24 protein-coding genes are annotated in these 25574 nt (G+C 60.0%); 13 read left to right on the top strand and 11 right to left on the bottom strand.

Translation table 11 applies throughout. The features are described 5' to 3' along the window. The first annotated feature begins 15 nt into the window (after positions 1-15). Entirely contained in the window at positions 16-903 is an 888-nt protein-coding gene (locus AC1Q8Q_RS09505) for a lysophospholipid acyltransferase (RefSeq protein WP_020797998.1), read from the top strand. A gap of 25 nt (positions 904-928) precedes the next feature. Here AC1Q8Q_RS09505 and AC1Q8Q_RS09500 read toward each other — a convergent pair whose 3' ends face one another. The 5 genes from AC1Q8Q_RS09500 to def all read right to left on the bottom strand — a co-directional run bounded on the left by AC1Q8Q_RS09500 (position 929) and on the right by def (position 5605). Then, entirely contained in the window at positions 929-1243 is a 315-nt protein-coding gene (locus AC1Q8Q_RS09500; RefSeq protein WP_020797999.1) for a tetratricopeptide repeat protein, read from the bottom strand. Positions 1244-1366: 123 nt separating this feature from the next. Continuing rightward, the gene (gene trkA, locus AC1Q8Q_RS09495; protein WP_020798000.1) at positions 1367-2740 is read right to left on the bottom strand and encodes a Trk system potassium transporter TrkA; all 1374 of its coding nucleotides are present in this window, start codon (positions 2738-2740) and stop codon (positions 1367-1369) included. A gap of 22 nt (positions 2741-2762) precedes the next feature. Continuing rightward, the gene (gene rsmB / locus AC1Q8Q_RS09490; RefSeq protein ID WP_020798001.1) at positions 2763-4073 is read right to left on the bottom strand and encodes a 16S rRNA (cytosine(967)-C(5))-methyltransferase RsmB; all 1311 of its coding nucleotides are present in this window, start codon (positions 4071-4073) and stop codon (positions 2763-2765) included. Further along, positions 4070-5029 (bottom strand): methionyl-tRNA formyltransferase, encoded by a 960-nt coding sequence (fmt, locus tag AC1Q8Q_RS09485; protein ID WP_492614993.1) that lies wholly within the window; start codon positions 5027-5029, stop codon positions 4070-4072. Before fmt ends, rsmB begins: the two co-directional genes overlap by 4 nt. Before the next feature lie 69 nt (positions 5030-5098). Further along, positions 5099-5605 carry a peptide deformylase gene (gene def / locus AC1Q8Q_RS09480; protein WP_008064647.1) on the bottom strand — a complete coding sequence of 169 codons (507 nt, stop codon included), beginning with the start codon at positions 5603-5605 and terminating at the stop codon, positions 5099-5101. Positions 5606-5780: 175 nt separating this feature from the next. Here def and AC1Q8Q_RS09475 point away from each other — a divergent pair, with 175 nt between their 5' ends. From AC1Q8Q_RS09475 to tsaC, 3 genes are all read left to right on the top strand, one after another. Continuing rightward, entirely contained in the window at positions 5781-6806 is a 1026-nt protein-coding gene (locus tag AC1Q8Q_RS09475) for a LysM peptidoglycan-binding domain-containing protein (RefSeq protein WP_168757027.1), read from the top strand. Positions 6807-6885: 79 nt separating this feature from the next. Continuing rightward, positions 6886-7992, top strand: coding sequence for a DNA-processing protein DprA (gene dprA, locus AC1Q8Q_RS09470; protein WP_020798004.1), 1107 nt, complete (start codon positions 6886-6888; stop codon positions 7990-7992). Positions 7993-8046: 54 nt separating this feature from the next. Continuing rightward, positions 8047-8604, top strand: coding sequence for an L-threonylcarbamoyladenylate synthase type 1 TsaC (tsaC, locus tag AC1Q8Q_RS09465; RefSeq protein ID WP_020798005.1), 558 nt, complete (start codon positions 8047-8049; stop codon positions 8602-8604). 115 nt (positions 8605-8719) lie between these two features. Here tsaC and AC1Q8Q_RS09460 read toward each other — a convergent pair whose 3' ends face one another. Next, positions 8720-9697 (bottom strand): NADPH:quinone reductase, encoded by a 978-nt coding sequence (locus AC1Q8Q_RS09460; protein ID WP_020798006.1) that lies wholly within the window; start codon positions 9695-9697, stop codon positions 8720-8722. 162 nt (positions 9698-9859) lie between these two features. On the opposite strand from AC1Q8Q_RS09460, the gene hemF reads away from it, so the two are divergent. Both hemF and aroE read left to right on the top strand, forming a co-directional pair. Continuing rightward, a complete protein-coding gene (gene hemF, locus AC1Q8Q_RS09455) occupies positions 9860-10774 on the top strand; it encodes an oxygen-dependent coproporphyrinogen oxidase (RefSeq protein ID WP_168757029.1) in 915 nt (304 codons plus the stop codon). A 13-nt stretch (positions 10775-10787) separates the two neighbouring features. Further along, entirely contained in the window at positions 10788-11609 is an 822-nt protein-coding gene (gene aroE, locus AC1Q8Q_RS09450) for a shikimate dehydrogenase (RefSeq protein WP_033045432.1), read from the top strand. A 121-nt stretch (positions 11610-11730) separates the two neighbouring features. On the opposite strand, the gene AC1Q8Q_RS09445 is transcribed toward aroE, so the two are convergent. From AC1Q8Q_RS09445 to betC, 3 genes are all read right to left on the bottom strand, one after another. After that, on the bottom strand, positions 11731-13299 hold the full coding sequence (locus tag AC1Q8Q_RS09445) for a SulP family inorganic anion transporter (protein ID WP_033045433.1): 1569 nt from the start codon (positions 13297-13299) through the stop codon (positions 11731-11733). Positions 13300-13464: 165 nt separating this feature from the next. Beyond that, complete coding sequence (gene choX / locus AC1Q8Q_RS09440; RefSeq protein WP_492614992.1) at positions 13465-14385, bottom strand: choline ABC transporter substrate-binding protein; 921 nt, start codon at positions 14383-14385, stop codon at positions 13465-13467. Positions 14386-14401: 16 nt separating this feature from the next. Beyond that, on the bottom strand, positions 14402-15916 hold the full coding sequence (gene betC, locus AC1Q8Q_RS09435; protein WP_492614991.1) for a choline-sulfatase: 1515 nt from the start codon (positions 15914-15916) through the stop codon (positions 14402-14404). Positions 15917-16030: 114 nt separating this feature from the next. Here betC and AC1Q8Q_RS09430 point away from each other — a divergent pair, with 114 nt between their 5' ends. Continuing rightward, complete coding sequence (locus tag AC1Q8Q_RS09430) at positions 16031-16981, top strand: choline sulfate utilization transcriptional regulator (RefSeq protein WP_020798012.1); 951 nt, start codon at positions 16031-16033, stop codon at positions 16979-16981. Here AC1Q8Q_RS09430 and AC1Q8Q_RS09425 read toward each other — a convergent pair. Continuing rightward, on the bottom strand, positions 16978-17640 hold the full coding sequence (locus tag AC1Q8Q_RS09425; protein WP_020798013.1) for an NAD(P)-dependent oxidoreductase: 663 nt from the start codon (positions 17638-17640) through the stop codon (positions 16978-16980). The genes AC1Q8Q_RS09430 and AC1Q8Q_RS09425 overlap by 4 nt on opposite strands. Before the next feature lie 85 nt (positions 17641-17725). Between AC1Q8Q_RS09425 and AC1Q8Q_RS09420 the strand changes: the two genes are divergently transcribed. Further along, positions 17726-18052: a DOPA 4,5-dioxygenase family protein gene (locus AC1Q8Q_RS09420; protein ID WP_008064666.1), complete on the top strand. Its 327-nt coding sequence runs from the start codon at positions 17726-17728 to the stop codon at positions 18050-18052. Here the strand turns inward: AC1Q8Q_RS09420 and AC1Q8Q_RS09415 are convergent, their stop codons facing one another. Continuing rightward, positions 18053-18454 carry a GFA family protein gene (locus AC1Q8Q_RS09415; protein WP_020798014.1) on the bottom strand — a complete coding sequence of 134 codons (402 nt, stop codon included), beginning with the start codon at positions 18452-18454 and terminating at the stop codon, positions 18053-18055. It lies immediately after the preceding gene. A gap of 409 nt (positions 18455-18863) precedes the next feature. Between AC1Q8Q_RS09415 and AC1Q8Q_RS09410 the strand changes: the two genes are divergently transcribed. The 5 genes from AC1Q8Q_RS09410 (at position 18864) to AC1Q8Q_RS09390 (ending at position 25532) form a co-directional block, all read left to right on the top strand. Further along, positions 18864-20171, top strand: coding sequence for a CitMHS family transporter (locus AC1Q8Q_RS09410; RefSeq protein WP_020798016.1), 1308 nt, complete (start codon positions 18864-18866; stop codon positions 20169-20171). Between the two features lie 85 nt (positions 20172-20256). Further along, positions 20257-21024 carry a TerC family protein gene (locus tag AC1Q8Q_RS09405; protein ID WP_020798017.1) on the top strand — a complete coding sequence of 256 codons (768 nt, stop codon included), beginning with the start codon at positions 20257-20259 and terminating at the stop codon, positions 21022-21024. Positions 21025-21237: 213 nt separating this feature from the next. Continuing rightward, positions 21238-22896: a Na/Pi cotransporter family protein gene (locus AC1Q8Q_RS09400; RefSeq protein WP_168757031.1), complete on the top strand. Its 1659-nt coding sequence runs from the start codon at positions 21238-21240 to the stop codon at positions 22894-22896. A gap of 166 nt (positions 22897-23062) precedes the next feature. After that, positions 23063-24439: a M16 family metallopeptidase gene (locus AC1Q8Q_RS09395; RefSeq protein ID WP_020798019.1), complete on the top strand. Its 1377-nt coding sequence runs from the start codon at positions 23063-23065 to the stop codon at positions 24437-24439. Positions 24440-24503: 64 nt separating this feature from the next. Beyond that, positions 24504-25532, top strand: coding sequence for a DUF5924 family protein (locus AC1Q8Q_RS09390; protein ID WP_168757032.1), 1029 nt, complete (start codon positions 24504-24506; stop codon positions 25530-25532). Positions 25533-25574 lie beyond the last annotated feature (42 nt).

The following is a 25574-nucleotide window of genomic DNA, read 5'->3' as shown; positions in this document are numbered from 1 at the left end:
GATCAGGAGTGACCTGTGGATAAGTTGAAAGGCGCCTTGCTGGTAGGCGCTCTGCGGCTGTTTGCCCTGCTTCCGTGGCGGGCCGTTCAAGCCGTGGGCTCGGCGATAGGCTGGGTCATGTGGAAAACCCCGAACCGTTCCCGCGATGTGGTGCGGATCAATCTGTCCAAGTGCTTTCCCGATATGGACCCCGCCGAGCGTGAGCGCCTGGTGGGCCAGAGCTTGCGGGACATTGGCAAGTCCCTGACTGAAAGCGCCTGTGCCTGGATCTGGCCGGCCCAGCGCTCCATCGACCTGGTTCGCGAGGTGGAAGGCCTCGACGTATTGAAAGACGCCCTCGCCTCCGGCAAAGGCGTGGTGGGCATCACCAGTCACCTGGGCAACTGGGAAGTGCTCAACCATTTCTACTGCAGCCAGTGCAAACCGATCATTTTCTATCGCCCGCCAAAATTGAAGGCGGTGGATGAGTTGCTGCAAAAGCAACGGGTTCAACTGGGCAACAAGGTGGCCGCTTCCACCAAGGAAGGCATCCTCAGTGTGATCAAGGAAGTGCGCAGAGGTGGTGCGGTGGGTATTCCAGCCGACCCGGAACCGGCCGAATCCGCGGGGATCTTCGTGCCGTTCTTCGCCGTACAGGCGCTGACCAGCAAGTTTGTGCCGAACATGCTCGCCGGTGGCAAAGCGGTGGGCGTGTTCCTGCATGCCCTGCGGTTGCCGGACGGTTCGGGCTACAAGGTGATCCTGGAAGCCGCGCCCGAGGCCATGTACAGCACCGATACCGCCACTTCTTGCGCAGCCATGAGCCAGGTCGTCGAGCGCTATGTGCGGGCGTATCCGAGCCAATACATGTGGAGCATGAAGCGCTTCAAGAAGCGTCCTGCGGGTGAAGAACGCTGGTACTGAACCGGATGGCTTGGGCTGTCTGCAGTCAGTGCGCCTGACGGTCGAGTTTCTTCAGAAACACAGTCATTTCTTTTTCGGCCTGTTTGTCGCCGTGGTTTCGGGCGGCTTCCAGGCCTTTCTCCCAGGCTTGTCGCGCAGCCGCGACATCCGCCAGCGCCAGATGAGCCTTGCCTAACAGTTTCCAGGCGGCCGAGTACTTCGGATCGATCTCGACGCAGCGCTGGAAATGCTCGACGGCCTTGGCGTTTTCCCCAAGATCCAGGTAACCCTTGCCCAGGCCGAAGCGCAGTAACGAGTTATCCACACCCTTGGCGAGCATTTTTTCCAGGGATTCGATCATGGGTGACACCTCTTATGATCGTTCCCACGCTCTACGTGGGAACGCCTCAATGGACGCTCTGCGTCCGCTTTGGGACGCGGAGCGTCCCGGGCTGTATTCCCACAGAGAGCGTGGGAATGATCGTCAGAAGAAGCTGAGTCCAACGTGGAACAGCTTTTCCACATCGCGAATATGCTTTTTATCCACAAGGAACAGGATCACATGGTCGCCGGCGGCGATCACGGTGTCATCGTGCGCGATAATGACCTCTTCATCACGAATAATCGCGCCAATCGTCGTGCCCGGTGGCAAGCCGATGTTTTCGATGGCCTTGCCGATCACCTTGCTCGATTTCGCGTCGCCGTGCGCAATCGCCTCGATGGCTTCCGCAGCGCCGCGACGCAATGAGTGCACGCTGACGATATCGCCGCGACGCACGTGCGCCAGCAAGGTGCCGATGGTCGCCAGTTGCGGGCTGATGGCGATGTCGATGTCGCCGCCCTGGATCAGGTCGACGTAGGCCGGGTTATTGATGATGGTCATCACCTTCTTAGCGCCCAAGCGCTTGGCCAGCAGCGACGACATGATGTTGGCCTCGTCGTCGTTGGTCAGGGCCAGGAAGATGTCCGCGTCGGCGATGTTCTCTTCCAGCAGCAGGTCACGGTCCGAAGCGCTGCCCTGCAACACCACGGTGCTGTCGAGGGTGTCCGAGAGGTGTCGGCAGCGTGCCGGATTCATCTCGATGATCTTCACTTGGTAACGGCTTTCAATGGCTTCGGCCAGGCGTTCGCCGATTTGCCCGCCACCGGCGATGACGATGCGCTTGTAGGTCTCGTCGAGACGGCGCATTTCACTCATGACCGCGCGAATGTTCGCCCGAGCGGCGATGAAAAACACTTCGTCGTCCGCTTCGATCACCGTATCGCCCTGGGGCAGGATCGGTCGGTCGCGACGGAAAATGGCGGCCACGCGGGTTTCGACATTCGGCATGTGTTCACGCAGCTGGCGCAGTTGCTGACCTACCAGCGGCCCGCCGTAATAGGCCCGCACCGCAACCAACTGCGCCTTGCCCTCGGCGAAGTCGATCACCTGCAAGGCGCCCGGATGCTGGATCAGGCGCTTGATGTAGTTGGTGACCACCTGCTCGGGGCTGATCAGCACATCCACCGGGATCGCTTCGTTGTCGAACAATTCGTTGCGGGTCAGGTACGCCGCTTCACGCACGCGGGCGATCTTGGTCGGTGTATGGAAAAGGGTATGGGCAACCTGGCAGGCCACCATATTGGTTTCATCGCTGCTGGTCACGGCGACCAGCATGTCGGCATCATCGGCGCCAGCCTGGCGCAGAATACTGGGCAGCGAACCGCGGCCTTGTACCGTACGGATGTCCAGTCGGTCGCCGAGGTCACGCAGGCGTTCGCCATCGGTGTCGACCACGGTAATGTCATTCGCTTCGCTTGCCAGGTGCTCCGCCAGCGAACCGCCGACCTGCCCCGCTCCGAGGATGATGATTTTCATCCAGTCACTCCGTTGAATCCGTTTAGCCGCGTGCGGCGGCGATCTTGATCAGCTTGGCGTAGTAGAACCCGTCGTGACCACCTTCCTGGGCGAGCAATTGCCGACCATGGAGTTGCTTGATCCCGGCCGTCGTGGCCAGGTCCAGTTCGCGGGCGCCCGGGGTGCGAGCGAGGAAGGCCTCGATCACTTCGGTGTTTTCGGTCGGCAGCGTGGAACAGGTGGCATAGAGCAGGATGCCGCCGACTTCCAGCGTCATCCACAGGGCGTCCAGCAATTCACCTTGCAGCAACGCCAGCGCAGCGATGTCATCGGGCTGGCGAGTCAGCTTGATGTCCGGGTGACGGCGAATCACGCCGGTGGCCGAGCACGGTGCATCGAGGAGGATGCGCTGGAAGGGCTTGCCGTCCCACCAGGTGGCGGTGTCGCGGCCGTCGGCGGCGATCAGTTCGGCGCTCAATTTCAGGCGTTCGAGGTTCTCGCGCACCCGCACCAGGCGTTTGGCTTCAAGGTCCACGGCGACGACGCCGGCCAGCTTGGGTTCGGCTTCGAGGATATGGCAGGTCTTGCCGCCGGGTGCACAGCAAGCGTCGAGCACGCGTTGGCCCGGCGCCAGGTCCAGCAAATCGGCAGCCAGTTGTGCCGCTTCGTCCTGCACGCTTATCCAGCCTTCGGCGAAGCCCGGCAGGCTGCGCACGTCGGCGGCTGCATCGAGGATGATGCCATCGCGGCTGTAAACGCATGCATTGGCGGCGATACCCGCTTCACTGAGCAGGCCAAGGTAGGCATCACGGCTGTGATGGCGGCGGTTGACCCGCAGAATCATGGGCGGGTGCGCGTTGTTCGCCGTGCAAATGGCTTCCCATTGCTCGGGCCAGAAGGCTTTGAGCGATTTTTGCAGCCAGCGCGGGTGGGCGGTGCGCACTACCGGGTCGTGTTCCAGCTCGGTCAGCAGGGTTTCGCTTTCCCGTTGCGCGCGGCGCAGTACGGCATTGAGCAAGGCCTTGGCCCAGGGTTTTTTCAGCTTGTCGGCGCAACCCACGGTTTCGCCGATCGCGGCGTGGGGAGGGACTCGGGTGTAGAGCAGTTGGTAGAGGCCCACTAGCAAGAGCGCCTCAACATCGGCGTCGGCAGCCTTGAACGGTTTCTGCAGCAGCTTGGCCGCCAGCGCGGATAAGCGCGGCTGCCAGCGAGCGGTGCCAAACGCCAGATCCTGAGTGAAACCGCGATCACGGTCTTCGACTTTGTCCAGTTGTGTCGGCAATGAACTGTTGAGGGAAGCTTTGCCGCTCAGGACAGCGGCGAGTGCCTTGGCGGCGGCCAAACGCGGGTTCATTGAGCGTCCACCGCTTGACCGAGGACGGTGCCGATGGCGAATTTCTCTCGACGGCTGTTGAACAGGTCACTGAAGTTCAGCGCCTTGCCACCGGGCAATTGCAGGCGGGTCAGGCACAGGGCCTGCTGACCGCAGGCAACGATCAGCCCGTCTTTGCTGGCAGCAAGAACTTCCCCCGCTGTGCCCTGCCCTTCGGCCACGTTCGCCGCCAGCACTTTCAACGCTTCGCCGTTCAGTGTGCTGTGGGTGATTGGCCAAGGATTGAAAGCGCGAACCAGACGCTCCAGCTCAACTGCTGGCCGCGTCCAGTCGATGCGCGCCTCATCCTTGTTCAATTTGTGTGCGTAGGTGGCCAGGCTGTCGTCCTGCACTTCACCTTCCAGCGTACCGGCGGCGAGGCCGGCAATCGCCTGGAGCACGGCGGGCGGACCCATTTCGGCCAGACGGTCGTGCAGGCTGCCACCGGTATCCTGGGCGCTGATCGGCGTGATGACTTTTAGCAGCATCGGCCCGGTGTCGAGGCCGGCTTCCATGCGCATTACCGTCACGCCGCTTTCGCTGTCACCGGCTTCGACGGCACGCTGGATCGGCGCCGCACCGCGCCAGCGAGGCAGCAGGGACGCGTGGCTATTGATGCAACCCAGGCGCGGAATATCCAGCACCACCTGCGGCAGGATCAGGCCGTAGGCAACCACCACCATCAAGTCCGGCTTCAGTGCGGCCAATTCGGCCTGGGCGTCGGCATTGCGCAAGGTCGGGGGTTGTAACACCGCAATATTGTTTTCAAGGGCGAGTTGCTTGACCGGGCTCGGCATCAGCTTTTGCCCGCGACCCGCCGGACGATCCGGCTGGGTGTAGACCGCAACGATCTCGTAAGGGCTGTCGAGCAGGGCCTTGAGGTGTTCGGCGGCGAAATCCGGGGTGCCGGCAAAGACAATGCGCAGTGGCTCAGTCATGAAAGCTCTCGATTACAAAGCATCTTGAAAAGAAAAAGGCTTGCCGCAGCAAGCCTTTGAAGAGGGGCATCAAGCATTCTGGCGGTGAAGTTTTTCCAGTTTCTTCTTGATACGGTCACGTTTGAGCGTGGACAGGTAGTCGACGAACAATTTGCCGTTGAGGTGGTCGCATTCGTGCTGGATGCAAACGGCGAGCAGGCCTTCGGCGATCAGTTCGTATGGCTGGCCATCGCGGTCCAGGGCCTTGACCTTGACCTTTTGCGGGCGATCGACGTTTTCGTAGAAACCCGGCACCGAGAGGCAGCCTTCCTGGTATTGCTCCATCTCGTCGGTCAGGGGCTCGAACTCGGGGTTGATGAACACCCGTGGTTCGGTGCGGTCTTCGGAGAGGTCCATCACGACGATACGTTTGTGCACGTTGACCTGGGTCGCGGCGAGGCCGATGCCTGGCGCTTCATACATTGTTTCAAACATATCATCGACCAGCTGACGCACTTCGTCGTCCACTACGGTCACTGTCTTGGCGATCGTACGCAGGCGCGGGTCAGGGAATTCGAGGATGTTTAAAATGGCCATAAGCTTTGATTACTGCACGTGTGAAGTAAAGTCGGGTCGATGGCCTGGCTGCTCCGGAGAAGATGCAGGCTACCGTTGTAAAACGTAGCTCCCTTCTTTTCATAAGCAAGCGGGGAGCGAGCCACCGAGGGCTCTGGCGTTTTACGCGAACGTACATAATAAAGGGATTCATCGCATGAGGAAATCACTACTCGCCCTGCTCCTTCTGGCCTCGGCAGGTTTTGCGCACGGGCAAGTGCAACTTCGGGAGGGTTTTCCACAGCAGTACACCGTCGCTGCGGGCGACACACTTTGGGACATATCGGGTAAGTACCTGCGTGAGCCCTGGCAGTGGCCGCAACTCTGGCAGGTCAATCCACAGGTTGAAAACCCGAATCTCATCTACCCCGGGGACACGCTATCGCTGGTCTACGTCAACGGCCAACCACGACTGAGCCTCAACCGCGGCACCTCGCGAGGCACCATTAAGCTTTCGCCACGGGTGCGCAGCAGCCCGGTGGCCGACGCCATACCGAGCATCCCGCTGAAATCGATCAACAGCTTTTTGCTGAGTAACCGCATCGTCGACAACGCCGAGGATTTCGACAAGGCGCCTTATATCGTTGCCGGTGATGCCGAACGCGTACTCAGCGGCACCGGCGACCGTATCTTCGCCCGCGGCCTCATCGACCCGGCTCAACCGGTGTACGGCATTTTTCGTCAGGGCAAGGTCTACACCGATCCGCAGACCCAGGAATTCCTGGGCATCAACGCCGATGACATAGGCGGTGGCGAGATCGTCGCCACTGAAGGTGACGTCGCGACGCTGGTGCTGCAACGCACCACCCAGGAGGTGCGCCTCGGCGATCGCCTGTTCAGCGGCGAAGAACGTTCGATCAATTCGACGTTCATGCCGAGCGCTCCCGACACCCAGGTCAATGGCCTGATCATCGATGTACCACGCGGGGTCACGCAGATCGGTGCGCTGGACGTAGTCACCTTGAACAAGGGGAAACGCGACGGCCTGGCCGAAGGGAATGTCCTGGTAGTGATGAAAACCGGCGAAACCGTGCGTGACCGGATCACCGGCCAGCCATTGAAAATTCCGGATGAACGCGCTGGTCTTCTGATGGTTTTTCGCACCTACGACAAGCTCAGCTATGGACTGGTGCTGAAGGCCTCGCGTTCTTTGGCGGTGCTGGACAAGGTGCAGAATCCTTAGCGGACTTCACAAGTTACCAACAGAGTTATCCACAGCTTATTCCCATTTCGATGGGGCTCATAACGATCAAGGATGATCCATGTCGATACCCGCTGTTTCATCGGTTTCCCCTGCGGAACTGGAAGCCCGTTTACGTCTGCACCGGTTACCGGAACTTGGTCCGGCGCGTTTCCGGAAATTGCTGGAAGCCTTCGGTTCGGCGTCCAAAGCCATCAGTGCACCCGCCAGTGCGTGGCGAGCGTTGGGCTTGCCGCAGGTGTGTGGCGAGGCCCGGCGCTCCCCTGAAATTCGTGACGGCGCCAGCCACGCATTGGCCTGGATAGAGCGTCAGGACCAGCATTTACTGATGTGGGACCAGCCCGACTACCCGGCGCTGCTGGCGCAAATCAGCGACGCGCCACCGTTGTTGTTCGTGGCGGGCGATCCGCAGATCCTGGAAAAACCGCAGTTAGCGATGGTCGGCAGTCGTCGTGCTTCACGGCCAGGCATGGACACCGCAGCCGCGTTTTCTCGCAGCCTGGCGGGTGCCGGGTTTGTCATCACCAGCGGGCTGGCCCTGGGGATCGATGCAGCCGCGCACCAGGCGGCACTGGATGTTGGCGGGCGAACGGTCGGGGTACTTGGCACGGGACTCGAAAATTTTTATCCACAGCGCAATCGGCGCCTGGCGGACGCAATGATCGCATCGGGCAGCGCGGTGCTCTCGGAGTTTCCGCTGGACGCCGCTCCGAGCGCCAGCAACTTCCCCCGACGCAACCGGATCATCAGCGGTTTGTCCCTCGGCGTGCTGGTCGTCGAAGCCAGTGTTGCCAGTGGTTCATTGATCACGGCCAGGCTGGCGGCGGAACAGGGGCGCGAGGTGTATGCGATTCCAGGGTCGATTCATCATCCCGGTGCTCGCGGCTGCCATCAGTTGATCCGCGACGGCGCCGTGCTGGTGGAGACCATAGAGCATATCCTCGAAGCCTTGCGCGGCTGGCAGCAGCTACCGTTTTCAACAGAAACACTCGCGACCGTAACGAGTCATCCGCTACTTGTACTGCTCCACGCTGCCCCCCACACCAGTGAAGCACTGGCCGATGCCAGCGGTTGGACCTTGCCCAAGGTCCTGGCGACGTTGACGGAGCTGGAAATGGACGGCCGCGCAGTCTGCGAAAACGGGCGCTGGTTTGCGCGGGTAAGCTAGGTTTTACGAGGAAGATCGGTAAACTGCGCAGAGCCTTATTCTGGAGAATTTTTCATGGTCAACAGTTGGCGTGTGCAGCAAGCCGCACGAGCAATTCGCGCAGGGGCGGTGATTGCCTACCCAACCGAAGCTGTCTGGGGTCTGGGTTGCGACCCGTGGGATGAAGAGGCAGTGGATCGTTTGCTGCTGATCAAGGGGCGGTCCGTGGACAAGGGCCTGATACTGGTGGCCGACAATATCCGCCAGTTCGACTTCCTCTTTGACGACTTTCCCGAGCTGTGGATGGATCGCATGGCCAGCACCTGGCCGGGGCCGAACACCTGGTTGGTGCCGCATCAGAACATGCTGCCGCAGTGGATTACCGGCGTGCATGAAACGGTGGCGCTGCGGGTCAGCGATCACCCGCAGGTGCGGGAATTGTGCGCACTGGTCGGGCCGTTGGTGTCGACGTCCGCCAACCCCCAGGGCCGGCCGGCAGCGCGCACGCGGATTCGCGTGGAGCAGTATTTCCGTGGTCAGGTTGATCTGGTGTTGGGTGGGAACCTGGGTGGGCGCAAGAACCCGAGTGTTATCCGGGATCTGGCGACCGGGCATGTTGTGCGCCCCGATTAAGACCGAGGTGACCCATTCGCGAGCAAGCCCGCTCCCACATTTGATTAGTGTCGAACACCAATTCTGTGGTCACTGAAGATCCAATGTGGGAGCGGGCTTGCTCGCGAAGAGGCCTTCAAGGCAATAAAATTACCGATCCGGTCGTACGCCGCGCGGACAACTCGGTCTGCGCCTTCGCTGCGTCCGCCAGTGGATAACGCTGGCTGATATCCACTTTCACTTTACCGCTGATGATCATCTCGAACAGCTCATCGGCCATACGCTGCAGGTTTTCCGCGTTATTGGCGTAGGTCGCCAGCGTCGGCCGAGTGACGTACAACGAGCCTTTCCCCGCCAGAATCCCCAGGTTCACCCCGTCCACCGCCCCGGACGCATTGCCGAAGCTCACGACCAGCCCACGGGGCGCCGCGCAGTCGAGAGAGGTCAGCCAAGTGTCCTTGCCGACGCCGTCGTACACCACCGGGACCTTTTTGCCGTCAGTCAATTCCAGTACGCGTTGCGCGACGTTTTCATGGCTGTAGTCGATGGTCGCCCAGGCACCATTGGCCTTGGCCAGCGCGGCTTTCTGCGCCGAGCTCACGGTGCCGATCAACTTGACGCCCAAGGCCTTGGCCCATTGGCAGGCCAGGGAACCGACGCCACCGGCAGCGGCGTGGAACAGGATGGTCTCGCCACCCTTGAGTTCATAGGTCTGGCGCAGCAAGTACTGCACGGTCAGGCCCTTGAGCATCACACCCGCGGCCTGCTCGAAGCTGATGGCGTCCGGAAGGTGTACCAGGTTGGCCTCGGGCAAGACGTGGACCTCGCTGTAGGCACCCAACGGGCCGCTGCCGTAAGCTACGCGATCGCCGACTTTGAATCGGGTCACTTCGCTACCGACCGCTTCGACAACGCCCGCGCCTTCCGAACCGACACCCGATGGCAGGGCCGGTGGCGGATAGAGGCCGCTGCGGTAATAGGTGTCGATGAAGTTCAGGCCTATGGCCTTGTTGGTCACGCGAACCTGCTGCGGGCCGGGCTCGGAGGGCTGATAATCGACATACTCAAGCACTTCGGGGCCACCGTGGGCACGGAACTGGATACGCTTTGCCATCTGCACTCTCCTGAGATTATTTTACCAAGCGCCCTATGGGACTGCGAAGCGTGATCTGCGTCAACTGCGACGAGCGCTTCGGCGGTGGTATGCTACGCGCCCATTTGCGCAGGCTGGCTCCTGTGGAGCGCCGCGTAGCTTTGCCCGATCCAAGGTGATGCCATGACTACCCGCACCGAGGCCGTAAAAGCCTACCTGCTCGATCTGCAAGACCGTATTTGCGCTGCCCTGGAGGCCGAAGACGGCGGCACGCGCTTCGTCGAAGACGCCTGGACCCGGCCTGCCGGCGGTGGCGGACGCACCCGCGTGGTCGAAAATGGCGCGGTCATCGAAAAGGGCGGCGTCAACTTTTCCCACGTTTTCGGCAGCGGTTTGCCACCGTCGGCCAGTGCCCACCGGCCGGAACTGGCCGGACGCGGTTTCGAGGCCCTGGGTGTGTCGCTGGTGATCCACCCGCACAACCCACATGTACCGACTTCCCATGCCAACGTGCGGTTTTTCATCGCCGAAAAAGAAGGTGAAGAGCCGGTCTGGTGGTTTGGCGGCGGCTTCGACCTGACACCGTACTACGGGAATGAAGAAGATTGCGTGCACTGGCACCGCGTCGCCGAACAGGCCTGTGCGCCGTTCGGTGCGGACGTCTACCCGCGTTACAAGGCCTGGTGCGACAGCTACTTCTACATCAAGCATCGCCACGAACCGCGGGGAATCGGCGGCTTGTTTTTCGATGACCTGAATGAGTGGGATTTCGACACCAGCTTCGCGTTCATGCGTGCTATCGGTGACGCCTACATCGAGGCGTACCTGCCAATCGTGCAGCGCCGCAAAAACGACGCCTATTCCGCCAAGCAGCGGGAGTTCCAGGAGTACCGTCGTGGGCGTTACGTCGAATTCAACCTGGTCTACGACCGTGGCACCTTGTTCGGGCTGCAATCGGGCGGTCGCACCGAGTCGATTCTCATGTCGCTGCCGCCGCAAGTCCGCTGGGGTTACGACTGGAAAGCCGAGCCTGGCAGCGAAGAAGCACGCCTGACTGAGTATTTCCTGCAAGATCGCGATTGGTTGGCCAAGGCCTGAACGAGGAATCCAGATGGACCGTTACGTCGTATTCGGTAACCCGATTGGCCATAGCAAATCGCCGTTGATTCATCGTCTGTTCGCCGAGCAGACCGGGCAGAAACTCGACTACAGCACTTCACTGGCGCCCCTCGATGATTTTTCGAGCTGTGCCCGGGCGTTTTTCCTCGAAGGCCGTGGCGCGAATGTGACAGTACCGTTCAAGGAAGAGGCTTATCGCCTGGCCGACAAACTCACGGCGCGGGCACAGCGGGCCGGCGCGGTAAACACACTGAGCAAGCTGGAAGATGGCAGTTTGCTGGGCGATAACACCGACGGTGCTGGCCTGGTACGGGACCTGACGGTCAATGCCGGGTTCAGCCTCAAGGGCAAGCGCATCCTGCTGCTCGGTGCCGGCGGCGCAGTGCGCGGTGCGCTGGAGCCGTTGTTGGCTGAGCAGCCGGCGTCGGTGGTCATCGCCAACCGTACGGTGGACAAGGCCGAGTTGCTGGCCGAACTGTTCTGCGATCTGGGCCCGGTATCGGCCAGTGGTTATGACTGGCTTCAAGAGTCGGTAGACCTGATCATCAATGCGACGTCCGCGAGTCTGTCGGGCGATGTTCCGCCGATTGCCACCAGCCTGATCGAACCGGGCAAGACGGTGTGCTACGACATGATGTACGGCAAGGAGCCGACCTCGTTTTGCCGTTGGGCCAGCGAGCATGGCGCGGCGGTGTCGATGGATGGGCTGGGGATGTTGGCCGAGCAGGCGGCGGAAGCCTTCTTCCTGTGGCGCGGCGTGCGTCCGGATACGGCGCCGGTGCTGGCCGAACTTCGTCGGCAACTGGCTGAGTAAGACCCCCTGTAGGAGCGAGCCTGCTCGCGAAGAACCCAAGGACAACGCATGCATCCTGAATGCACGCGTTATCGTTGACGTCCATCGCGAGCAGGCTCGCTCCTACACGTATTAGGTTGTTTCAGTCTTCAAACCGGATCGGGCATTTCTCTGCCCCTTCCAGCTTCCTCAATTCATCCACCACCTGCGGCCGAGCCCGGCGCAGGGTCAGGCTGCGGTCCTGGCGCAGTAACCGCCGTGCTTCCTGATGCAGCATCTCAACCCCTGAATAGTCGATGAAGTTGATCTGCTGCGCCTCGATCACCACGCGTGCACCCTGCATTCGTTGCAGGCGAACTTGCAGGTAGTGGCTGGCGCCGAAGAAGATCGAGCCGCCGACCCGCAGAATGTCTTCATCGCCGTCACGCAAATGCTGCACCCGTGGTTGCGAGGTGCGCTTGAGGTAAAAGAACAGCGATGCCAGCACCCCGGCATAGATCGCTGTCTGCAGTTCCAGCAGCAGCGTGGCGACACAGGTCAGGCCCATGACCACGAACTCGGCGCGGCTGACCCGTAGCAACGCACGAATGCCACGATGGTCCACCAGGCCCCAGGCGATCAGCAAAATACTGCCGGCCATGGCCGGGATGGGAATGTGTGCGATCAGACTGGCACCGAAGACGGCGAACAACGCTACCCACAAAGCCGAAAAGACTCCCGCCAACGGCGAACAGGCCCCCGCTTCGTAGCTCAGGCCTGAACGGGTGAAGGAGCCGGCCGACAGCGATCCGGAAAAAAACGCGCCGACAATATTGGACAAGCCTTGGGCGCGGACTTCCTGATTGGCGTCGAGCAACTGTTGCGAGCGCGCCGACAGCGAACGGGCAATCGACAGGCTGGTGACCAGCCCGAGCATTCCGACCGCCACGGCACTGGGCAGCAGGCGCAGGATCAGGTCGAGGTCCAACGGCAATGGGCTAAAAGGCGGTAGCTTACCGGTGAAGGCGCTCACCAGTTTTACGTGACCGAACATGGAGGGCCAAAGCCAGACCATCACGGCAGCCAGCACCAGGGTAATCAACAGCGTCGGCCAGCGCGGCAAGCACAGCTTGAGGATCAGCCCGACCGCCACGGTGGCCAATCCGAGAATGAGCGAAGGTTTATCCACTTCACCCAGGTGTGTGGTCAGTGTGATGAAACTGTCCAGTGCGGTGGCCTGGCTGGGCAGCTCCAGCCCCAGCAAGTTGGGCAACTGGCCAACGGCAATGACCACCGCCGCGCCGAGGGTGAAGCCAAGCACCACCGAATGAGAGACGAAATTGACCAGCGCACCAAAGCGCAGCAACCCCAGCAGCCACTGGAAAATCCCTGCCAGAAGGGTCAGCAACAGGATCACGGTGACGTAGTCCTGCGTCGCAGGAATGGCCAGGGGACTGACGCTGGCGTACAGGACGATGGAAATGGCCGCCGTCGGACCGCAGATCAAATGCCACGACGAGCCCCACAGACAAGCGATCAACACCGGGATGATCGCCGCATACAAGCCGTATTCCGGTGGGAGGCCGGCAATCAGTGCGTAGGCGATGGATTGCGGCAACGCGAGAATCGCGCCACTGAGGCCGACGATCAGGTCACGACCGACGCTGGCGCGGGTTTGCCTGGGTAACCATGTGAGGAATGGGAAGAGTGAATGGCGGCTGGGAAGGGCCATGGGTCCTCTCGGATTGGGTTTTGCACAAGGTTAACAGACGCTGATCGTTCCCATGCTCTGCGTGGGAATGCCGCCATGGACGCTCCGCGTTTGCCCTTGGAGTGCGACGCGGAGCGTCACGGGATGCATTCCCACGCAGAGCGTGGGAACGATCAGTGGCGGGAGTTAGAGCTTGGCTTTCACTGCCGGTAACGCATCCTTGCCATCCACGGTCTTCACGCCATCGAGCCACTTGTCCAGCACTGCCGGGTTGGCCTTGATCCACGCCTTGGCCGCATCGGCATTGCTGACTTTCTTGTTCACCACCTCGGCCATGATGCTGTTCTCCATCTCTTGGGTGAAGCTCAGGTTGGTGAGCAGCTTGCCGACGTTCGGGCAGGCCTGTGCATAACCTTTGCGGGTCAGGGTGTGGACGCTGCCGGTGTCGCCGAAGTATTTCTCGCCACCCTTCAGGTAATGCATTTTCAGCTGCACGTTCATCGGGTGCGGTGTCCAGCCGAGGAAGGTCACGAACTTCTGTTTCTTCACCGCGCGGGACACTTCCGCAAGCATGGCCTGCTCGCTGGATTCGATCAGTTTCCATTGACCCATGTCGAAATCATTTTTCTTGATGATCTCTTGCAGCGAAATGTTTGCCGGTGCACCAGACCCGATGCCATAGATCTTGTGGTCGAACTTGTCGGCGTATTTGTTCAGGTCGGCAAAGTTATGCACACCCGCATCCCAGACGTAATCCGGGACAGCGAGGGTGAACTCGGTGCCGTCGAGGTTCTTCGCCAGTTGCGTGACGTCCCCGGTGGCGATGAACTTGTCGTAGAAACCCTGCTGCGCCGGCATCCAGTTGCCGAGGAAAACATCCACCTGGCCATCCTTGAGCCCGCCAAAGGTAATCGGCACCGCGAGGGTGTCGACCTTGGCCTTGTAGCCCATGCCGTCCAGCAGAAACCCGGTAATGGCGTTGGTTGCGGCGATATCGCTCCAGCCAGGGTCGGCCATTTTCACCATCTCGCAACTTTGATCGGCATACACCGATGCACTGCCCAGGGCCAGAAGTCCGACCGTCAGTACTGTGGATAACTTTTGCATGGACTTCCCCTTAACATTATTGGTTTTGGCAGGGTTGTGGATAACGTGCTTTGCGCTCCAGATCGTCGAGGTCGATGTGATTGCGCATGTATTGCTGACTGGCATCCACCAGTGGCTGGTGATCCCAGCTCTTCAGCTTGCCGATGGTCAGGGCATCGGCGACGAAACGCCGGCGCCGCTGGCTCGCGAGCACCTGTTGATGGATAGCTGGAATGTCCCATTTGGCGCGAGCTTCGGCGAGAAATTCGTCGAAAAGTTGACGATGTTGCGGCGATTTGCTGAGTTCTTCCAGTTCTCGCGGGTCATTGCCTACATCGAAGAGCAGGCAAGGGTCATCTTCACTGTAGATGAATTTGTAAGCGCCACGACGAATCATCATCAATGGACTGATGGTGCCTTCGGCCATGTATTCGCCGAACACTTCATCGTGTCCGCCCTGCCCTTGCAGATGCGGAACCAGCGAACGGCCATCGAGCGGCAAGCCCGGTTCAAGGGTGCCGCCGGCCAGTTCTACAAAGGTCGGCAACAGGTCGGCGGTGGATACCGATGCACTGACCCGGCCGGCGCCGAATTGCCCTGGAGCACTTATCAACAGGGGGACACGAGCGGCCATTTCATACCAGTGCATTTTGTACCAGAGGCCCCGTTCGCCCAGCATGTCACCGTGGTCGCCGGAGAATACGATGATGGTGTCATCGATTAGCCCAGTATCCTCAAGGGTTTGCAGGAGTTTGCCGACGTTGCTGTCGATATAGCTGCAAGCACCGAAGTAGGCGCGGCGAGCGTCGCGGATTTTATCCACAGGCAATGGTTTGTCCCACAGGTCATAAACCTTGAGCAATCGCTGGGCATGCGGATCGAGTTCGTGTTGATCCGGTGTTTCCGGCAAAGGAATGTCGGCGTCGTCGTACAGGTCCCAGAAAGCCTTGGGAATCGTGTACGGGTCGTGGGGGTGAGTCATCGAAACCGTCAGGCAAAACGGCTGCTCGCCATCCTCGCGAATGTGGTCGAACAGGTACTGCTGGGCCTTGAACACTACCTCTTCATCGAAATCCAGTTGGTTGGTGCGCACGCAAGGGCCTGCCTGGAGAACCGACGACATGTTGTGGTACCAGGTCGGACGCACGTCCGGTTCGTCCCAGTTCACGGCCCAGCCGTAGTCGGCTGGGTAGATATCGCTGGTCAGGCGTTCTTCATAGCCGTGCAATTGGTCCGGACCACAGAAATGCATTTTGCCTGACAGCGCAGTGCGATAGCCGAGGCGCCGCAGGTAATGGGCATAAGTCGGCACATCGGCCGGGAAATCCGCCGCGTTGTCATAAGCCCCGATCTTGCTCGGCAGCTGGCCGCTGACCAGGGTAAAGCGCGAAGGTGCGCACAGCGGGCTGTTGCAATAAGCGCTGTCGAATACCACGCCCTCGGCGGCGAGGCGGCTCAGATTAGGCAATTTGATAGGCGAAGGACCGTAGAACGGCAACATTGGCGCGGCCATTTGATCGGCCATGATGAAAAGAATGTTCTTGCGCTTCATGTGATCGCGGCATTCCATAGTGGATGTTTATGCGAGAGTGCTGGGGTCGAGGATGTAACCCACACACTTTGCGGTAAAGCCCACGGGCGGCAATGACTAGGATAAGCACAGCTTATGTATGACGCGCTTGGTGACCTTTCTCTGGATTTGCTCCGCGCTTTCGAATCAGCGGCCCGTCAACGCAGCTTTACGGCGGCGGCGGTCGAGCTGGGAACCACGCAGCCGGCGGTCAGCCAGCAAATCAAGCGACTGGAGGAGCAGTTGGGGGCTCGACTGTTCGACCGCATCTATCGCGGCATTGAACTGACTGAGTCAGGTGCTATCCTTTTCGAGCAAGTTCAGCTGGGTTTGCAGAATATCGATGCAGGATTGAGCGCGATCAGCGCCCAGCATCAGCATGAAGTGCTACAAGTCGCCACCGATTTTGCCTTTGCCGCCTATTGGCTGATGCCTCGATTGCACCGCTTTCACGCGGCCAACCCACAGGTCGACGTCAGTCTGGTGACCAGTGAACGTAGCCATAACATGTTGCGCAGCGATATCGATGTAGCAGTGCTGTTCGGCGATGGCCGCTTCAAACAGGGAGAGAGTCATTGGCTATTCAGCGAGGAAGTGTTCCCGGTGTGCAGCCCGCAAGTACTCAATGATCGCACCCTGCCCCTACCCGCTCGATCATTGTTGGAGTTTCCACTTCTGCACCTGCGTGGCGAAAACAGCAGCCACTGGTTTGACTGGAGCGGTGTCTTTCGCGAGTTGGGCATCACTTCGCCCCCGGCGCCCGGCCAATTGCGTTTCGATAATTACACCTTGTTGATTCAGGCCGCCATTGGCGGCCAGGGCGTGGCGATTGGCTGGCGGCACCTTGTGGATAACTTGTTGGCACAAGGTTTGTTGTGTCGACCGATTGCCGAAACGGTGATCTCCAGGCTGGGTTATTACGTCGTGTTACCACAACGCAAACGGCGTGGCGCCTTGATCCAGCAGTTTGTCGATTGGTTGATGGCCGAGCAGGCCAGCAGTGCGCAATCGTTGAACGGGATGGCACTGCCCTCAATTGCGATCTAGCTATCGGTGGCAACAAAATTAACGTGCTCGCCAATATGCAGGTTCAGATGCAACTCATCAGCGATCCCCACTGCCGTGCGGGCCAAACGTGCGAGCGGCTCGGCCAGTCCCGGCTCAAGGTTGCCGCCGATTTGACTGAAGTGCTCGATGGTCAGCCCCGGCACCCCGCGCGGAGCGTTTACCATCGTCCAGTGCAAGGGGCTGCTTTGTAGCGCTTCGCGGATTTCTTCGGCGGCGTGGCGTTGCAACCCGTCCTCGAACTCCGGATCGTCCAGCACCTCGAAATCCCCCACTAGAAACAATCGGGTAATGCCTGCTGCCTGCATGCCATCAAGCAATGCATCCACCGCCAGCACCTGCTCGACCGGGCCGGGCACAATGTTTTTTTCCACGTGTTCACTATTGAATGGCAACCCCGGTGCGTCTAATAAACAGATGACCGCCGAACTGCCGGCCACGCTTTGCTTGACCCGTTGTGCGTCGAACAGGTCGCCGGCCTTGGTACGCAAACCCGGGCGCGGCGCCAGCGCCGTCAAGTCATCGAGAATGGCGATCACTTCATGTTGGCGCCGCAACATTTCAGCCATCAGCGCACTGCCCAAGCTACTCATGGCACCATAAAGCACCACTTTCACCACTGGGGTTTCGGCATTTTTCATGGCTGAACTCCCTTGTTCTCTTTCCTGTATGGCATTTGACCTTTAGGAAACGGTGAGGGTTCGACTCGGTTTTGGAGGGATTCAGATGCAACGGATCAAGGGTTACCACGCCCATGTCTATTTCGATGCCAGCACCATCGACCAGGCGCGGGCCCTGTGTGAGCAAGCGGCACAATTGTTCCCGCTGAAAATGGGCCGGGTGCACGAACGCCCCGTCGGCCCGCACCCGGATTGGAGCTGCCAACTGGCGTTCGGCCCTGAACTGATCGGTGATGTGCTGCCGTGGTTGGCGCTCAACCGCAAGGGGTTGGTGGTGTTCCTGCACCCCGACACCGGCAACGATCTGCTGGATCACAGCGAGCACGCGATCTGGATGGGCGCGATTCGCCCGCTCGACCTGTCTATTTTCTGATCAGAGTGTTTCTTCGGCTTCGCCCGGTAAATGCTCATCCAGATGCAACCACGGCAGGCGGCTGTCGGTCCAGATGTGGCGTTCGGCCGGGGCCCGCTCCGGGTGATCGAGGGTGGCGATGGTCACGTCGATGCTGCCCGGGCTCAGGTGAGTCTCCAATGCCAGTTGCGCCCCACAGTTGCCGCAAAAATAGCGCGCGCAGGTTGGCGAAGAGTCGTACCGCGCCGGTTTTCCCGCGAGCCATTGAAAGGTTGTCGCCGGCACAGTGATCCAGGTGGTCACGATCCCGCCGCTGACCCGCCGGCAAATCGAGCAATGGCAATGGGCGATATCGTGTAAAGGCCCGCTGAATTGATATCGCAGTTGTCCGCAGTGGCAGCCGCCTGTGTGAAAGTCGACCATTCCTTTTCCTCCAGATGCGTTTTCACTGACGTCTTCGCGAGCAGGCTCGCTCCCACAGGGGATCAAAATCATTGTGGGAGCGAGCCTGCTCGCGAAGGGCACAACTCGGTTTCCCCTCTCTGCCCCGGTCCGACGACCGGTTGCACATCCGGTCAATGCTTTCATCGGCGAAAGCTGGCTGAAAGCTTCCACGATTAGGATCGCCCTCACTGCCGGCAACAGACCGGTTGGCTAAAGCGAATGTTCGATTGTTCGCCCAGCCCATTAAACAACAACAATGGTGACCCTGATGTCCTCTTCTATCCGCCGCTTCGCTGCAACTCCGCCCGTACGTCTCGTGCTTCCCGTTCTGCGCTGATCCCATCCGATCCGCCCATTTCCCTAGCCGCGCTACGCCTGGAGTATTCCCATGCTGACTTTCCTTGGCTTCGCCATGGTCATCACGTTCATGTTCCTGATCATGACCAAGCGCCTGTCCGCGTTGATCGCCTTGATCATCATCCCGATCGTTTTCGCCTTGTTTGGCGGTTTCGGCCCGAAAATCGGCCCGATGATGCTCGAAGGCATTACCAAGCTCGCGCCAACCGGCGTGATGCTGATGTTCGCGATTCTCTATTTTGCCCTGATGATCGACTCCGGCCTGTTTGACCCGGCCGTGCGCAAGATCCTCAAAATGGTCAAGGGCGACCCGTTGAAAGTGTCGGTGGGTACCGCCGTCCTGGCGCTCGTCGTTTCCCTCGACGGTGACGGCGCGACCACCTACATGATCTGCGTGGCCGCCATGCTGCCGCTCTACAGCCGTATCGGCATGAGCCCGCGGATCATGGCCGGCTTGATCATCCTCGCCGGTGGCGTGATGAACATGACTCCGTGGGGTGGCCCGACCGCCCGTGCCGCCAGTGCGCTGCACGTCGATCCATCGGCCATCTTCGTGCCGATGATTCCCGCGATGGCCGCCGGTGTCCTGGCCATCCTTGCCATTGCCTACTTCTACGGCAAACGTGAACGTGCGCGTCTGGGAGAGTTGCATCTGGTCGGCGATGAGGTCGATCACAGCGAGATCACCGTTTCGCAATTCCCGGATGCACGTCGGCCAAGCTTGATCTGGTTCAACGGCGCCCTGACCCTGGTCCTGATGTGCACCCTGATCGCCGGCCTGTTGCCGCTGCCGGTGCTGTTCATGGTGGCGTTCAGTATCGCGATGATCGTCAACTACCCGTGCCTGCAACAGCAGAAGGATCGCGTCGCGGCCCACGCCGGTAGCGTACTGGCGGTGGTCGGGCTAATCTTTGCCGCGGGTATCTTCACCGGTATCCTGTCGGGCACAGGCATGGTCGATGCCATGTCCAAAAGCCTGCTGTCGGTGATTCCGGACTTCCTCGGCCCATACCTGGCAGTGATCACGGCGTTGGTGAGCATGCCATTCACCTTCTTCATGTCGAATGATGCATTTTATTACGGAGTGTTGCCGGTACTGGCCGAAGCCGCCAGCCATTACGGTATTACCGCGGTGGAAATGGCACGTGCCTCGATCGTCGGTCAGCCCGTCCACTTGTTGAGCCCGCTGGTACCATCGACTTACCTCTTGGTGGCCCTGGCTGGCATCGATTTTGGTGATCACCAGCGCTTCACCCTGAAGTGGGCAGTGCTGGTTTGCATGTGCATACTGGTTGCCGCATTGCTGATGGGGATTTTTCCGCTGTTCAGCACTCTATAAGCCCAAGACTCACCATTTCGGGTCCAGGCTTCGCGGTTTGAAGTCGGGGCCCTTTTTGGTTTAACAATCGCTCAAAGGAATACACATGGAATGGCTGACCAACCCTGAAATCTGGGTTGCCTTCTTTACCCTGACTGCCCTGGAAATCGTCCTGGGTATCGATAACATCATCATGATTTCGATCTTGGTCAGCCGGATGCCCAAGCACATGCAACAGCGCACCCGGATTTTCGGCCTGGCGCTGGCCATGATCACGCGGATTCTGTTGCTGTTGTCGATCACTTGGGTCATGCGCCTTACCGCCGACTTGTTCGAAGTGTTCGGCCAGGGTATCTCCGGGCGTGACCTGATCCTGTTCTTCGGTGGCCTGTTCCTGCTGTGGAAAAGCTCGCAAGAGATGTACCACGCGCTGGAAGGTGAAGACGAAACCGATGACGAGCCTTCGATGAAGGGCGGCAACTTCCTCTACACCATCATCCAGATCGCGATCATCGACATCGTGTTCTCCCTGGACTCGGTGATCACTGCCGTCGGCATGGTTTCCCACGTACCGGTCATGGTGGCGGCGATTGTCGTGGCGGTGTTGGTGATGATGCTAGCCTCGGGCACGATCAGCGCGTTCATCGACAAGCACCCTTCGCTGAAGATGCTCGCGCTGTCGTTCCTGTTGATCGTGGGTACGGTGCTGATCGCCGAATCCTTCGACGTGCACGTGCCAAAAGGCTACGTCTACTTCGCCATGGCGTTCTCGCTGGCGGTGGAAGCGATCAACATCAAGATGCGCACCGCCATTGCAAGAAAGAAAAAGCAGCAGGACCCGGTGAAACTGCGCAAGGACATTCCGGGGCAGTAACTGGAATGTTGTGCTGAACAAAAGGGGCCTTGAGAGGCCCCTTTTTTGTCTGCATCAAACTGTTTTCATGACAGTTTCATTTCAATCGCTTCTTTAGCTATGCGATGCTGGCGCCCAGACCGTTAGCCAACTACAGCTTAATTACAGAACGTAGAATGTCGCGCGGCACCGCCAACTTGCTCCTTTGGGGCGCTACCACCACAGGGGGCCAGCATGCTCACCCTGCTCAATTTGCTCTCAGCCGTGGCCTTGCTGATCTGGGGCACGCATATCGTCCGAACCGGCATCTTGCGGGTCTACGGTTCCAACCTGCGCCACGTCATCGGCCAGAACATGTCCAAGCGCTGGCTGGCGTTCATCTCGGGGATCGTCGTGACCGCGATGGTCCAGAGCAGTAACGCCACGGCGATGCTTGTCACGTCGTTCGTCGGCCAGGGCCTGATGGCGCTGACCCCTGCTATGGCAACCATGCTGGGGGCCGATGTCGGTACGGCGTTGATGGCACGGGTGCTGACCTTCGATCTGTCATGGCTCTCGCCACTGCTGATTTTTCTCGGGGTGATTTTCTTCCTGTCGCGCAAACAGACGCGACTAGGGCAAATGGGCCGGGTCAGCATCGGCCTGGGGTTGATCATTCTGGCGCTGCAACTGATTGTCGAAGCAGCCGCGCCGATCACCAACGCCCAAGGGGTGAAAGTGATTTTCGCCTCTCTGACCGGCGACATTTTGCTCGACGCCCTGGTCGGCGCGTTGTTCGCGATGATTTCCTACTCCAGCCTGGCGGCGGTCCTGCTGACCGCAACCCTCGCCGGCGCCAGCGTGATCAGCCTGCCGGTGGCCATCGGCCTGGTGATCGGCGCCAACATCGGCAGCGGCATTCTCGCGTTCCTCAGCACCAGCATGCAGAACGCCGCCGGCCGCCAGGTGGCGCTGGGCAGCCTGTTGTACAAGATGATCGGGCTGTTGCTGATCATTCCCGTGCTCGACCCCTTGGTGCACTGGATCGACAGCCTCGACTTCAGCCCCCAGGAAATGGTCATCGGCTTCCACCTGCTCTACAACACGGCGCGTTGCCTGATCCTGCTGCCCAGTGTCGGGCCGATGGCCAGGTTCTGTGCGTGGATACTGCCCGAACGTCCGCAAACCAACGGTATGGCCAAACCCCGGCACCTTGACCCGACAGCATTGGTCACGCCAAGCCTGGCATTGGCCAACGCGGCCCGGGAAACCCTGCGCATGGGCGATCTGATCGACAACATGTTGGAAGCCATGCTCGACGTGCTGCACGGCAAGCAAACTGCAGTGACCCAGGAGGTGCGTCGTCTGAGTGATGACGTGGAGGCGCTCTACAGTGCGATCAAGCTGTACCTGGCGCAAATGCCCCGGGAAGACTTGAGTGACCAGGACAGCCGGCGCTGGGCGGAAATCATCGAGCTGGCGATCAACCTCAAGCTTGCCAGTGACTTGATCGAGCGCATGCTGCGCAAAGTCCAGCAACAGAAAACCTCCCAGCGCCGGTCGTTTTCCGAAGTGGGTCTGGAAGAGTTGGCCGGGCTGCACAGCCAGTTGATCTCCAACCTGCGCCTGGGCTTGTCGGTTTTCCTGAGTGCCGACAAGGAAAGTGCCCGCCAGTTACTGCGTGAGAAACGTCGCTTTCGCGCACAGGAACGCCGCCTGGCCCACGCGCATGTCAGTCGTTTGCAACGTAAGATCGTGCAAAGTATCGAGACCAGTTCGCTGCACTTGGAGTTGATTGCCGACATGAAGCGTTTGAATTCGCTGTTTTGCAGCAGTGCCTACGTGGTGCTGGAAACTTCCGACACTGGCGCGCTGGCCGTCGACGATTTGGCTGACATCACGCATTCGCCTTGAACGTCTGGCACGGTGGTCAGTCAGTAACATTGGTTTCGGGTTCAAGATCATCGCGAGCAGGCTCGCTCCCACAGTTGATTTGAGAAGCCTCTGTGGGAGCGAGCCTGCTCGCGATGGCTGCCTGGAAAGCGACACGGATCTCCAATCAGCCGTCTGGAAGCTCGTTATGCGTTGTCTGTTGTTCGCCTGTCTGTTGCTTGGCTCATTCCCTTCGTTTGCCCTGGATCGTTTCCAGGTCGAAGGCTACACCCTGCGCAACGGTTTGCAGTTGGTGCTCAAGCCCGCCCCTGAGCGCGGCCACGTGGCGATCCGGTTGGTGGTCGGGGTAGGCTTGGATGATTTCGGTTGCGCCGATAAAGAACTGCCACACCTGCTCGAACACCTGCTGTTCAGCGGCATCGACGCCAGCGGTGAAGGCGGCCTGGAGGAGCGCATGCAGGCGCTGGGTGGCGAGTGGAATGCTTTCACCAGCAACGCCGACACCACCTTTGTGATCGAGGCCCCGGCGAAAAACCAGCGCAAGGTGCTCGATCTGCTGCTGGCGTTGCTGACGCAGACTCATTTCGACGACGACGCCATCCACGCCGCCAAGCAAGTGGTCGAGCGTGAAGATGGTGGCCACTACACCCACCTGCAACGCTGGCTGGATCGCCAGGACCTGGGCAATACCGCCAGCAAACAACTGGCCGTGGAACTGGGCCTCAAATGCCCTGAGCGTGCGCAAGTCCATCACCTGACCCGCGAACAGCTGGAGAATGTGCGCAAGGGCTGGTACGCGCCCAACAACATGACGCTGATTGTCGTCGGCGACCTCGACCGCTTGCTGCCGGCCTATCTGGATCGGGCTTATGGCGCGTTGACCGCCATCGACCCGACAGAGCACCCGCCCCTGCCACAAATCCAGGCCAGCGCGGCCCATGAGCGCAACCTGATTCGCGGCTTCGTCGGTGGTGGGGCCAAGCTGCACTGGCTGGTACCGGAGCCGGTGCTGGACAATCAGCACGACGAAACCTTCGACCTGCTCAAGGACTATCTGGACTGGGCACTCTATCGCCAACTGCGCCTGGCGCACAGCTTGTCCTATGGTCCCTGGGCCGAGCGTGAGGTGTTTGGCGGCGTTGGCTTCATGAGCCTGAATGCCGACCTGGATCGCGACGACGTGGCCGAAGCGCAAGAGGTGCTGGATGAGCTGAAGGCCGGTTTGCTCAAGGATGGTCTCAACGCCGAGACCTTCAATCGCCTCAAACAGGCCGCCATCGCCCGCCAGTCGTGGGCCGTTCAAGGCAACAGCGCCCTGGCCGATTACTACTGGAGTTCCTTGGGAGACTATGCAGACGGCCGTTTCGCCAACCCGGTCAGGGAATTGCAAGCCGTCACGCTGGCGCAAGCGAACAAGGCCATGCGCGAATTGCTCTTGCAACCGGGCTATGTGCGGATCGAAAAACCGTTGGTGAGTTATGACCAATTGATGTGGATGATCGCCGGGTTGTCGGGATTGTTGCTGCTGAGCCTGGCGGCGTGGCGTTTTCATCGCAGAAAGTAAGCACTTTCGCTGATGAGGCGGTAACCTGTCAGGGATTTTTCCTACGACTAATGTGAACCGCCGAATGCCGACCCTGACCCTCTTCGTCCAGCGCATCCTCGAGCTGATGAAGCGTTACCCCGGGGTCATCGCGGCCGGTGGCTTTATCTCCGGAATCGGCAGCTTCATTCTGGTGGATCGCCAGCAGGGTCTGGCGAGCTGGATCACCACCATCATGCTGATCAGCTGGGTCTGGCTAATGCTGGAAAACAGCCTGACCAAGCTGTTCACCAGAATCTTCAAGCGGGAAATTCCCCAGCCTCTTCTGCGTTATGCGACGCAGATGATTCACCAGGAAAGCCTGTTCTTCGTCCTGCCGTTCTTTTTCATCACCACGACGTGGAACAGCGGCCAGTTTTTCTTCACCGGGCTGTTGGGTATCGCGGCGCTGATTTCCATCATCGACCCGCTCTACTACAAGTGGCTGGCACCCCGGCGCTGGGCGTTCCTGGCGCTGCACACCCTGACCCTGTTCGCCGCCCTCCTCACCGCATTGCCGGTGATCATGCACCTGACCACCTCGCAAAGCTTCAAATGGGCACTGGGCATCGCCGTGCTGTTGTCGTTCCCCAGCCTCGCGTCGATCTTTCCGATCCGCACCGTGCGCAATGCCCTGGCGATCCTGAGTATTACCGTGGGTATCGGCGGTGTCGGCTGGGTACTGCGTTCGTGGGTACCGCCCGCGACCCTGTGGATGACCGACGTGGCCATCAGCACGCAGATGCAGGATCGCACCCCCGGCGCCAGCCTCGAAGAAGTCAGCACCGAGCAGATTCGCGGCGGTGGCCTCTATGCCTACACGGCGATCAATGCGCCACGCGGACTGGACGAGCGGATTTATCACGTCTGGCAATTCAACGGCAAAGAGGTCGATCGCATCCCTCTCGATATTCACGGTGGACGCAAGGAAGGCTACCGGGCCTGGACTCACAAGCAGAATTTTCCTGGCAATCCGGCAGGCAAATGGCAGGTGCGGGTGTTGACCGAAGACGGCCAATTGATCGGTGTGCTGCGCTTCAAGGTATTAGACAGCACACCGGTCAAAGAAAAGTGAGTGAGTTCGTGTTATTACATAGCTCTGCGTAATAGCCGAAAA

The organism is Pseudomonas sp. GW823-FHT06B06 (assembly GCF_058795195.1).
The sequence above is the reverse complement of the archived record's forward strand: the minus strand, read 5'-3'. Positions and strand labels throughout refer to the sequence as shown.